The following is an 11,229-nucleotide window of genomic DNA, read 5'->3' on the forward strand; positions in this document are numbered from 1 at the left end:
CGTCGGTCGCCAACGCTCCGCGTTGTCTCCCTCCTCCGCCTTGCGACCGCACGCACCAGACCCCGCTCCCTGATCCGGCCTGATCCAAACGACAGGCCCTAGCCGTCGTCGCTGGTGGTTCCGTTCAGGCCCTGGCGCCGCCGGTTCCTCTCGGAGCGGCGTACCACCTTGCCTGCGGCAAGCGTTATGGCCGCGACGGCGCGGACCCAGCGGGGCCCGCCACGCTCGGCCCACACCACACACACGCACCCGCCGACAGCAAGCGCAACGACGCCGAGCAGTACCAGGACGATCATGGTTCCCACCTCTACGTTCAATCGTTCGGCCCTGTTGATCGTCTCAGTTCGGTAAGGGCGTCCCTGCGACCATAGGCAGCGCAGCCACAACGCCCGCTCCGCAGCAACGATGCCAGGCGGAGCCCGGACACCCCGGCAGGCGCCCGGGGCTGTGGCGGACCTCGGCGAGGCGGTGGTGGCGATCACTGCGGCACGACTTCCCCATACGTTGAGCCGTCCCCTCTGCGTGCGTTGGTCATGACGTCAGATGCGAACTCTGCGCCGTGCGGCGAAACTTGTTGCCACCCACTTTCCTGAGAGCTCCTGACGGAACGCCCCGCAATGGAGCCAGCTCCTCGTCACGGGTTGATGTTGCGCAGCATGGGGCGATGAACCCGGATCAGCCTGTCCCCTTGCCCGGACCTGCATGCGGGACAACGTGTGATGAGCCTGCTGGACATGCGACTCGGACCGGCTGTGGCAGACGGCGCCGCCCCAGCCGTACACCCGGGGGTCTTAACTGCGACCGGACCGGCCTTGCGTGCCCGCCGTGGGAACCGTGACAGGGCAAGGTGGCATCCCGGCCCGGACGAAGGAGGAGACGGTGCGGACTTTCGTGACAGGGGAGACGGCCGTACGGCGGGACGTGTACCGCGGCGGCCGGGTGTGGAGCGAGCAGGCGCTACGCGTGATCGCTGACAACGCCGAGGCACTGGTGACCGCGTGCGCACCCGGTGCACAGGCGCTGTGGCCGTCGCTGTACGCCAAGGCCCGCGCCGACGGGGACCGTTCGGTGCGCACCGAGGCGTTCGACGCGATGGCCAGGGGGGAGTGGGAGCTCGAGCCCGGCTGGTGGCAGGACACCGAACTGCTGCTCTGGAAGCCTCCGACGGCGTGGTTCAGCATCAACGCCTTCTACACAGCCGCCGGGCTGAGGAACTGGTACGTCAACTTCGAGCAGCCCACGATCCGGACGGACGGAGGGTTCGACACCTTCGACCTGACCGTGGACCTCGTCATCGACCCCGACCTGCGCACGTGGACGTGGAAGGACGAAGACGAGTACGCCCACGTACGCCGACTGGGCATCGTCACCGACACCGAACACCAGGCGGTGGAGCTCGCCCGCGCCCAGGTCCTCGCCATGCTCGAAGAGCGGGCCGCGCCGTTCGCGGATGCCGACCGGTGGGCGGCCTGGCGCTGGGACCCGGCCTGGCCCGCACCGTCTCTGCACCGGCGCGAGGGAGCCGACCCTGGAGGTGCGGCGCATGCCTTCTGCGACAGCGCGGGTCGGCCTGGGCCTTGATTCACCTCGGCCGATAGGAAAGAACAGGATCAGCCCATCCGCCGAGCCGGCGGCTGATGCCGAAGCGCGAGGGGAGCCATTTACGCCTGCGGATATGGCGCTCGCTGACTGCTGACCACCGTGGACCCGACAGGTCTTCCACTCCCCACCAGGTCTTCACTGCTCTGCTGCCGTTCAACTTCAGCAGCGGCCAGCGTGGGAGATGCAGCCCGACGAAGAACATCGATACGTCGTCGCCGCACTTCGTTGTGTAGAAGTACTTCTCGGAGTCTGTGTAACTGGCGCCCAGCCCGCACCGCAGCCCCATGGTTCCGCCGAGCCACGTCAGAGCCAGCTTGCCACCAGCCGGGATAGATGGAATCAGGACCGGATTGAACCACTGCTCCCCGTTCAAGCCGCGTGTGAGTGCGGTTCGTTCGGCTTGGGCGACGACGATGTTGGTGGCGGGGCCGGTCCCCACATTGGCCAGCCACCACTTGGGCTCCCCACCGCTCGGTGCGCCTTCCCACATGAACTGCAGGACTGGCATGCGAGAGCGACGTCCCGACATGTAGGCCATGCCCAGCGATCCCAGCGAGACAAGAACGGCCGTGATCGAAACCAGGAGTGCCAACACTGTTGCTCCCCCTTCGTAACAACGTTGCCACTCGACATACCCAATAAGAACGCCTGAGCAGGACCATCAGGGTCTGAGCCGACTCCGCCGAGGATCGAAGCAGACCAAGCTCCATGGAGTTCGGCAAGGCCGCCGCACAGGAGGAGACCTCCTCAGCCCTGCTCCAACTCATCGAGAAGTAGACGAGCGGACCACCGGCCGATCGACGGCCCCGCGACCCAGGGCGAAACGTCCTCCACATCCTCAGCCGAAGCGGCGGAAGAGCTCTTCAAGGTAGTCCTCGAGTCTGCTTGTGAGCAGGGCCGAAGTCAGGTCGTCGCGTCCCAGTTCGCGCCACGGCACAGCAACCTTCTCGGCGTCCGGCGCGAACGCCAGCGCATCGAGGACGCGCCAGTAGAGGTGAGCGGCCGGGTCCTCGCTCAACGTGCCCCCGGAGGCCAGATAGCGATCAGCCAGCCGCATCCCCTCCTGGGCGCCGTGCAGGAGAGCCAGGGCTGTGGAACAGTGCGCCACGTCCAGATCGGCCGGCCCCCAGGACGTCTCCACCCAGTCGACGACACCGGTGATCTCCGTACGGGGACCCTGTCCCGTGAAGAGCACGTTGCCGGGGTGGAAATCCCGGTGGAGGAAGCAAGGCCGGTAGTCAGGGGGATCGTGCCGGATGACGTCCACAGCACGCTGCCACAGGTCCGGCCGTTCGGTGGATTCGGGCAGCCGCACTCGGTCGGGGGATGTCCAGGCCTGATACACGCGCGGCCGGGCCTCGACCGGGACGCGAACCTGGTGAATGGCGACGAGTTGGCGGGCCAGCAGTTCGGTCCGCAGCCCCGCTTCCTCCTCGTCCAACCGGACACGGCCGGGCAGCAGCGACATCAGCAACGATGGGTGGTCGCAGTGCACCGCCGTCGAATCAACACCGCGGAACGCCGCCACCGGCACATCGGACTCGCTCAGCAGACGCAAGATATCCGATTCGCGAGTGAGTAACCCCTCCGCATGCCGAAGGAAGAAGGGCTTCACGAACGACCTCAGCACCAGCCACTGCGGCTCTCCCGTTCCGCTGATGCGCAGACGCCGCATTTCCGAAGTCCACCCACCACGCAGCCGCTCGACAGCGTCGATGCGGCACCCTCCGCCCAACAGCTCCTCCACCCAGGCCCGCGTGCCGGACCAGCCCCGGTCATCGACGCCCGCTCCTGCGACGGCCGTACCCTCATTCGCCACCATGCGCCTAACCTATCGATCAGCGCAGACACGGCTCTGGGATCCAAAACACGTTGGGGTGCAACCCCGAGCACATGGATGATGTCTTGACCGGTCAGCTCCTGAGAAGCGCTGGCGGAAGTTCGAGCTGACCGACGACGCGGCGGCGGTGTGCGGCGCTGTTCACGATGACCTGAGGTGCTGGGCGTCGAAGTGGAGAAGCCCGCGGCTGTTCATGAAGGCGGTACCGGCGCCTCCAGCTCCCTCTCGACCAGGGAACAGGCGCGGTCGGCAGCCGCGTCATCTGCCTGTACCCGCTCGGTGAACCAGTCGTGCAAGCACTCAATTCGTCGTCAAGGTGTGGACGGCAAGCTCCCGTGAAGCCCTCGTCAGCGTCCGGTCGCCGATGACTGCTGGTCTTCCAGCCCCTTGACGCTCCGGGGGCGCCGGGTGAGTACGAGCGGGCCGGTCTCGGTGATGGCGACCGTGTGCTCGGAATGTGCGGTGCGCGAGCCGTCGGCCGAGCGGATCGTCCAGCCGTCGGGGTCGTAGACGATCTTGTTGGTGCCGGCGGCGAACCAGGGCTCGATCGCGATCGTCAGGCCGGGACGCAGCTTCCAACCCCGGCCAGGACGACCGTCGTTGGGAATGTGCAGATCCTCGTGCATCGTGCGGCCGATACCGTGACCGCCGAACTCCAGGTTGACCGGGTAGCCGTACTCGGCGGCGACCGCCCCGATGGCCGCCGAGATGTCCCCGAGCCTGTTGCCCGGCTGGGCGACCTTGATCGCGGCTTCCAGGGCGACCTCGGTGGCCTCGATCAGCCGCAGGTCCTCCTCGGCCGGGGTGCCGACGACGACGGAGTGGGCCGAGTCCGCGGCCCAGCCGTCGATACTCACTGCCATGTCCATGGTCAGCAGGTCCCCGTCGCGCAGCTTGTAGCTGTGCGGCAGTCCGTGCAGCACGGCGTCATTGACCGAGAGGCACACCACGTTACGGAAGGGGCCCTTGCCGAATGAGGGCTCGTAGTCCCAGTAGCAGGACTCCGCGCCGCGCTCCTTGATCCGGCGGCGAGCGTGATGCTCCAGGTCCAGCAGGTTGACCCCTACCGCCGCGAGGTCGGCGAGTTCAGCCAGCACCTGGCCGACGAACTGGCCGGTGACGTGCATACGCTCGATGTCCTGGGGAGTTTTGTGCTCGATCACTGCGATCCTCGATTCCACGGGGCGACCGACAGGTATATTTATACCAGGTGGTGGAGTGGTTGCCGCCGGACACCGGCGGCTCTAGCATGTGCGCATGGTTCGCCTTCCGCTCGCCCCTGAACAGATCGACGCGGGCCGACGCCTCGGGGCGGCACTGCGCTCCGCCCGGGCCGGACGCAGCCTCGTCGAAGTGGCCTTGGCGGCAGAGATCTCGCCGGAGACCCTCCGCAAGATCGAGACGGGCCGGCTGCCGACGCCCGCGTTCGGCACCATCGTCCGGCTCAGTGAGGTACTTGGCGTATCGCTGTCCGACCTCGCCTTCGTCTGGCGTACGGATCCCGCCCTGAGCCAGGCCTCCTAGCAACATCCCTTCGCGGTGCGGGGCCGAAGGCGGTGCCCCGAGCACAACGACGGCAATCGTCGCTCAGCTTCCCAGTACGAAGGTCCTCGTACGAGGGCTGACAGCAGCCAATACTGCGGCAGAGTCGGCCGAAGGGCCCCGACCGATTGTGGTCCGGGGCCCTTCGACAGCCATGCGGGTCTCCGCGACCAGCCGGTGGTGCGGCGGTGCTACTCGCTCCCGCCCAGGCTGACCGCCGCCCCCCGCTGCGCGGCCCGGGCAGGCAGGGCCGTGGAGAGGAAGGCCAAAGCCGTGGCCGTCGCGATGACCGACAGGTAGGTCAGAGGCGGGGCGTAAGGCGTCGCGGTGCCCGTCATGCCCAGGCTGTACGCCGTCAGTGTCGCGTAGGCCACCGTCGTCCCCAGGACGATCGCCAGCAGGCTGACCGTCAAGGTCTCCCAGCGGAGCATCGCGCGGAGCTGGCGGCCGGTTGTGCCGATCATGCGCAGGAGGGCGAACTCGCGGCGGCGGGCGGATGTCGCCATCACCAGAGTGTTGACCACCGCGATTCCGGTGAAAGCGATGATCAGGCCCATCGCGATGTAGTTGACCTGGGCCTGAGCGCCGTCCTGCGTACGGCGGGCCGCTTCGACGTCGGCGCGGTCCAGGACGTGGACCGCGGGGAAGCCGCTCAGGGCAGCGGCCAGTTCCTCCTCGCTCGGGGCTCCGGCCACCAGGACCGAGGAGGACAGCGGATTGTCCACGTGCGCCGCCACCAGTTGGTGGGGGAGCAGCAAGTCACCGAAGCCCAGGCCCCGTTCGTAGATCGCGGAGACCTTCAGGTCCTCCTTCACCCCGTCGCCGAGTGTGACCGTCACGCGGTCTCCGACCTGGGCGTTCCTCGTACGGGCCGCGAGACTGCTCAGCGCCACTGTGCCGCCGTTCATCGCCGCGAGCGTGCCCGAGGTGACCTCCGGGTCGAGGGTGCGTGGCAGGCCCCGCGAACTCACGCCCTGCGCAGGGAACTTGTCCTGTCCGATCCGGACCGTGGTGCGGATGACCTCCGTGGCCGTCACCCCCGGCACCCGCTCACGTACCGCCTCCGCGACCACCGACGGGACGCCCGGCCCCGAGGCCGCGAGGACGTACGGCGCCTTCGTGCCCGATACCGCCTGCTCGCCCGCCGCATGGCTCAACGTCGTCTGCGTGAACAGGATCGTTGAGGCCATGGCCACCGCCAGGCTCAGTGGCGTGATCACGGCAGCGAGGCGCTGAGCGTTGGTACGGGTGTTCTGGGCGGCGAGGAAACCGGCGGCCGGGGAAACCCGCTGGGCGGCCCAACCCAGCGCCAGCGCGGCGGACTTGGCGATCGGCGGACCGAGCAGCGCGATCGCGCCGGCCGCCAGGATCACCGACAGGAAAGTCACGGGAGTGGCCGCCGCGTCGGTCTCCAGACCGGAGAGGACCAAGACGAGCACGACGTAACCAACCGCGGCGAGGACACCGGCGACGACGCGGCCGGGGCCCGGCCGTCCCGCCGTGAGCGCCGCCTCCGCGAGCCCCTCGGTCGGCCGTACCCGGGCCGGCCGCCGGGCCGACACCCGCGCCGCGCCCCACGCGGCGAGCAGCGTGGCCAGCACCGCCGCGATCGGCGGGAACGCGCTCAGCGTCAGCTCCAGAGTGTCCGGCAGCGCGCCCACTTCCACGAACCGCCCGTGCATCCAGCGCGCCAGGAACAACCCCGCGAGAGCCCCCGGCACCCCGGCCAGCAGCCCCACGACCATCGCCTCGCGCCCCACCATCCGGCGCAGCTGCCGCGGAGTCGCCCCGATCGCGCGCAGCAGTGCCAGTTCGCGGGCCCGCTGCTGAATGGAGAGCGCGAAGGTGCCGGCCACCACCAGCAGCGCGACCAGGAGCGACGTACCACCCATCGCGCCGCCCAGACTGATCAGGCTTACCCGCGCCTTGTCGGCGTCGATGAATTCGACAGGCCCGCGCCCGTCGCCGGACCGCGCCTTCAGAGACGTACCGGACAGTGCTTCAACTGCTCTGCTGTGTACGTCACTTGTCTCGGCTCCCGGAGAAGTGAGCAGGCCGAGCGCGGAGACCTGCCCCTGGTGTCCGGCCAGGCGGCGAGCTTCCTCCTGGCTGAAGAAGAGCGTCGACTGGCGCGGCAGGGCGTCCCGGCCGGCCGGCGCGGCGATGCCGACGACCTGGTACACGGCGGGGGCGCCGGTCGACTGAACGGTCACCTTCGCGCCGGTGCGCAGTCCGGCGCCCGCGTCGGCCACGATCTCGTCCGCCGCGGCAGGCGCACGGCCGTCGCGCAGAGCGAAGGGGGTGAGCCGCGCGGACTCCCAGGCATGGCCCCAGGAGGCGCCTTCGGCGAGTGGGCCCTTCGGGGTCAACACATGGGCGGGGAAGGTGAGTTCGGTGACCACCTCACGCACACCCGGGACGTCTGCGAGCTTCTTCAGCAGAGCGGGGTCCGCGTCCAGCCAGGCACGTTCCGTAAGCGCCTTGGACTTCTCCTTGGTCTTGCCCTTCTTGACCTTCGTCCAGTGCAGTTCCTGATCGGCGGTGACCAGGACTGGGGTTCCCGCGTACCGCTCGGTGGGGATCTTCCCGCGCAGCCCGGTGTCGAGCAGCGCCCCGCACGCCGTGACCAGCGCGGCCGCGCACATCAGTGCCACAAAGGCACCGACGAAGGCCCCTTTGCGGGCCCGTAGCGTACTCAGTGCGAGTGTCAGCATCACGCCCACGCTCCCAGGCGGCTCATCCGGTCGGCGACGCGCTCGACGGTCGGCGCGGCCATCCTGTCGACGATTTGTCCGTCGGCGAGGAACAGCACGGCGTCGGCGTACGCGGCGGCCACCGGGTCGTGCGTGACCATCACGACGGTCTGACCGAGGCCTTCCACGGTATGGCGGAGCAGTCCGAGAACCTCCTTGGCGGTCATGGTGTCCAGCGCGCCGGTCGGCTCGTCGCCGAAGACCACCTCGGGCCGGGTGACCAGGGCGCGGGCGATCGCCACGCGCTGCTGCTGGCCGCCGGAGAGTTCGGCGGGCCGGCGCCCGGTGCGTCCGGTGAGGCCCACCTGGTCGATGATCCGCGCCAGCCATGCCTCGTCCGCGCGGCGCCCGGCGAGGCGCAGCGGGAGCGTGATGTTCTGCTCGACGGTCAGCGACGGCATCAGGTTGAACGCCTGGAAGACAAAGCCGATCCGGTCCCGGCGCATCCGGGTCAGGGCGGTTTCGCCGAGTGCCGTCAGCTCCTGGCCGCCGAGCGCCACCGTGCCGCCGCTGGGCCGGTCGAGGCCGGCCGCGCAGTGCAGGAAGGTCGACTTGCCGGAGCCGGAGGGACCCATCACGGCGGTGAAGCTGCCGCGCGGGATGGCGATGTCGATGCCGCGCAGAGCGTGCACCGCGCTCTCGCCGCGGCCGTACACCTTGGTCACGGCGTCGAGTCGTACGGCCATGTCCTGGCCGCCGGTGCCGGTGCCGGTGCCGGTGCGCGATTCGCGGCGGGATCCGGTGCGGGGGCCGGTGAGCGGTTCGGCCGAGTGGGCCGAGGGCGAGTGGGAGGAAGGTGAGTCGGAGGAGGGCGCGGCCGCCGGGTCGCGGTCCGCCGAAGCGAAGATCTTGGGCATACGTCGAGCCTGCTGCGCGGCTGATCATTGCTCTACAGTCAGAAAGGGCAGCCACTGGCATGTTGCTGCCAAAGAGCACGCCAGCGGGGCTGCTCACTGGGGGAACAGATGAGCCTGACAGCTGTCGGGGTGTCCGACGAGCACCTACGTCTCTACCGCTACTTCCTGCGTAATCCGGAGCAGGGAGCCGAGGGCGCGGGGGGCGCGCTCGGCTGGGACCGCGACACCGTGGACGAGGGCCTCGACGAACTCCAGTCGCACAACCTGATCCGGCTCTCCGACCGTCACACGGTGCTGGTCTCCGACCCTTCGGTCGCCGTGGAGTGGCTGGTGGAACAGCGCCTGGGCGAACTCAAGTCCGCCACCGACCAGGTACTCGCCACCCGCGCCGTGATCGCCGGGCTCGTCGACGACCACAAACAGGGCGCGGAGCAGTCGCCGAGCGGCGAGATCGAACGCCTCGACGGCACCGACGCCATCCATGAACGCCTCGCCGACCTTGCCTTCTTCACCTTCCGCGAGCACATGTCCCTGCTGCCGGCACCCTGGCAGTCCAGCAGGATCGAGGAGTCCCGCGAGTCCGATCTGCGGATGCTGCGCCGCGGCATCCGCTGGCGCACGGTGGCGGCGCCGAAGGCACTCGCCGATCCGGGGACCCTGGCGTATCTGCGTGAACTGGCCGCCCTGGGCGGGGAGGTGCGCCGTACAGAGCAGGCGATCCGGCGAATGGCGATCTGGGACCGAGGAGTTGCGATGGTGCCGGTGAATCCGGACGACCATTACGAGGCGACGCTGGTCGTCCGCCAGTCCGGCGTGGTGGCCAACACCGTCGCCTGGTTCGAGCAGGTCTGGGACACCAGCCAGGAACTTCCCGCCGAGGACGATCTCGCGGCGCGGCAGCCGACCTTGTCCGACACCGAACGCCGTGTGCTCGACGTCCTCACCCGCACCGACAAGGACGAGGCGGCGGCCCGCGAAATGGGCGTCTCGCTACGAACGTTCCGCCGCTACATCGCCGACATCATGATGCGCCTGGGGGCGGCCAACCGGTTCCAGGCGGGACTACTGGCGAAGGAACGAGGCTGGATCTGAGCCGACGGCGGTGACGACCTCTCGCTTGCCGAGCGCGCCGTGTAGGGGGCTCCGGGAGGTGTGCCTACCGGGGCCTGTATCGAAAGTGCTGGTTACGGGGCTCACCGGCGGCGGACGGTGTTGGAAGTTTCAGTTGGCGGTTGCTTGGCGCCCTCCAAGCCACAGAGCTGAACGTGTTCAGCCAGACTGGCAATGTAGGCCTTCACGGTCCTTTTCTAACGGTTGGCCGGTGCGGGCTGAGGGCGTGCGGGTCTGGTGGCGGGTGGGAGCAGATTGCGCGCTTGGGGGGGGGCATGCTCGGCGGCTCGGTGTTGGCGTTGACTGTTCTGACGGCGTGCGGCCCATATCAGTACTACGGGGGAACGGGGCTTCATGACGCTACGCCGGCCGAAGTCGCCGGTGTCTGGGAGAACATCGAGGGCACTCGCGTTGCATTTCGCGAAGACGGAACGGCCCTTCTTGAAAAACTCGACGGTCAGGATTTCGACTTCGAGGACGGCTGGCGCCTTTCAGGTAAAGGGACTTGGCAACTGACCAACCACGATGGTGGACAGGAGGTCAGACTGGCGTTGACACCCCGGACTCAGGCCGAGAGTCGTCTTCCCTTGTCGACCGACGAGGCCCCCCTCCTGAGCCCCCGTCAACGTATTCTTTGTTACGCGCTCCGTCGACACCGATCTACCAGCGGACCGGGCGGGCGTCGTGGCGAACCTCGGCGCCCTGATCCTGCGCCGGCTCGCGCCCAGTTGTGCCGGAACACCGGGGTGTTGAGGGCACCGATCCAGCCGTAGCCGGTGCCCGTGACCGCGGTCACCAGGCCGGTGAGCCCGCCGGCCCAGAACACGGCGACCGCCAGCAGCCCCAGCGAACGGCGCCAGGTCACTGCCCGCCCCGCGCAGCATGCTGTCGTAGACCGGCGGTGGCGCAGGAAGGCGCGGTTTTTGCGGGAGGCGTACGCCTTGCCAGTGCGCACTCGCACGGGGCGGACGCGCGGCCGACCCGCCCCGATGCGGGGCACATGGACCTTCCAGTACGGGTTCGAACTGGGGTGATCCCCCTCGCTGCCCGGTCGTGATCACGATCGACGTGGGACTTTGGCCCTGCTCGACGGCAAGGTGCAGTTTGGTGGTGAACCCGCCGCGCGAGCGTCCCAGTCCATGATCTCCGGGTTCGGCGAAGACACCACCCGGCGGTTCCTTCTGCAGATCACCCCATGTCCGGGCCCCGGCCGCATGCCGATGGACACGGCACACTGTGGAATCGACGCTCAGGTCCCACGTGATTGCACCCTTTCGCGTCGACCGAGGTTTGCAGCCGGGTGAGGATCCGTTGCCAGGTGCCGTGCCGTTTCCCGCTGCCACCGGCGGAACAGGTCGTACTCTCCGAACAGCGCCCGGTCGAGGCCGCTTTCGCCGTCCAGCGCCACATCGACAGCCATCCGCGCCCGGCTTAGACCGTGTCCTATGTGGTGAGTTTGAGTAGTCGTTTGTAGCAGCAGAGGGCGGCGGCGAGTCCGAGAAAGGCCAGGTAGTTGCGGGGGTGG

General features: G+C 68.7%; 9 protein-coding genes. 3 read left to right on the forward strand and 6 right to left on the reverse strand.

All coding sequences use genetic code 11. From position 1 onward, the window contains the following. Positions 1 to 98: 98 nt before the first annotated feature. Entirely contained in the window at positions 99 to 296 is a 198-nt protein-coding gene (locus ACFWHU_RS38205; protein ID WP_385800610.1) for a hypothetical protein, read from the reverse strand. 583 nt (positions 297 to 879) lie between these two features. On the opposite strand from ACFWHU_RS38205, the gene ACFWHU_RS38210 reads away from it, so the two are divergent. Further along, positions 880 to 1,581, forward strand: a complete 702-nt coding sequence (locus ACFWHU_RS38210) for a DUF402 domain-containing protein (RefSeq protein WP_387230939.1) — start codon at positions 880 to 882, stop codon at positions 1,579 to 1,581. A gap of 1 nt (position 1,582) precedes the next feature. Here the strand turns inward: ACFWHU_RS38210 and ACFWHU_RS38215 are convergent, their stop codons facing one another. The 3 genes from ACFWHU_RS38215 to map form a co-directional block, all read right to left on the reverse strand. After that, a complete protein-coding gene (locus ACFWHU_RS38215; RefSeq protein WP_387230941.1) occupies positions 1,583 to 2,197 on the reverse strand; it encodes a hypothetical protein in 615 nt (204 codons plus the stop codon). A gap of 243 nt (positions 2,198 to 2,440) precedes the next feature. After that, the gene (locus ACFWHU_RS38220; protein WP_387230943.1) at positions 2,441 to 3,424 is read right to left on the reverse strand and encodes a phosphotransferase family protein; all 984 of its coding nucleotides are present in this window, start codon (positions 3,422 to 3,424) and stop codon (positions 2,441 to 2,443) included. A gap of 365 nt (positions 3,425 to 3,789) precedes the next feature. Beyond that, positions 3,790 to 4,605, reverse strand: coding sequence for a type I methionyl aminopeptidase (gene map, locus ACFWHU_RS38225; protein WP_387230945.1), 816 nt, complete (start codon positions 4,603 to 4,605; stop codon positions 3,790 to 3,792). A 94-nt stretch (positions 4,606 to 4,699) separates the two neighbouring features. Between map and ACFWHU_RS38230 the strand changes: the two genes are divergently transcribed. Beyond that, a complete protein-coding gene (locus tag ACFWHU_RS38230) occupies positions 4,700 to 4,966 on the forward strand; it encodes a helix-turn-helix domain-containing protein (RefSeq protein WP_385800601.1) in 267 nt (88 codons plus the stop codon). A 209-nt stretch (positions 4,967 to 5,175) separates the two neighbouring features. On the opposite strand, the gene ACFWHU_RS38235 is transcribed toward ACFWHU_RS38230, so the two are convergent. Both ACFWHU_RS38235 and ACFWHU_RS38240 read right to left on the reverse strand, forming a co-directional pair. Beyond that, entirely contained in the window at positions 5,176 to 7,698 is a 2,523-nt protein-coding gene (locus ACFWHU_RS38235; RefSeq protein ID WP_387230947.1) for an FtsX-like permease family protein, read from the reverse strand. Next, entirely contained in the window at positions 7,698 to 8,423 is a 726-nt protein-coding gene (locus tag ACFWHU_RS38240) for an ABC transporter ATP-binding protein (RefSeq protein WP_387230951.1), read from the reverse strand. Before ACFWHU_RS38240 ends, ACFWHU_RS38235 begins: the two co-directional genes overlap by 1 nt. Before the next feature lie 279 nt (positions 8,424 to 8,702). On the opposite strand from ACFWHU_RS38240, the gene ACFWHU_RS38245 reads away from it, so the two are divergent. Beyond that, positions 8,703 to 9,686: a LuxR C-terminal-related transcriptional regulator gene (locus tag ACFWHU_RS38245; protein ID WP_387230949.1), complete on the forward strand. Its 984-nt coding sequence runs from the start codon at positions 8,703 to 8,705 to the stop codon at positions 9,684 to 9,686. Positions 9,687 to 11,229 lie beyond the last annotated feature (1,543 nt).

It is taken from the genome of Streptomyces sp. NPDC060366 (assembly GCF_042725135.1).
Lineage (GTDB): Bacteria > Actinomycetota > Actinomycetes > Streptomycetales > Streptomycetaceae > Streptomyces.

Bases quoted from the DNA above. Each gene is read 5' to 3' on its own strand.
- ACFWHU_RS38205 (WP_385800610.1), bottom strand. From the start codon at position 296: ATGATCGTCCTGGTACTGCTCGGCGTCGTTGCGCTTGCTGTCGGCGGG.
- ACFWHU_RS38220 (WP_387230943.1), bottom strand. From the start codon at position 3,424: ATGGTGGCGAATGAGGGTACGGCCGTCGCAGGAGCGGGCGTCGATGAC.
- ACFWHU_RS38230 (WP_385800601.1), top strand. From the start codon at position 4,700: ATGGTTCGCCTTCCGCTCGCCCCTGAACAGATCGACGCGGGCCGACGC.
- ACFWHU_RS38235 (WP_387230947.1), bottom strand. From the start codon at position 7,698: ATGCTGACACTCGCACTGAGTACGCTACGGGCCCGCAAAGGGGCCTTC.
- ACFWHU_RS38240 (WP_387230951.1), bottom strand. From the start codon at position 8,423: ATGGCCGTACGACTCGACGCCGTGACCAAGGTGTACGGCCGCGGCGAG.
- ACFWHU_RS38245 (WP_387230949.1), top strand. From the start codon at position 8,703: ATGAGCCTGACAGCTGTCGGGGTGTCCGACGAGCACCTACGTCTCTAC.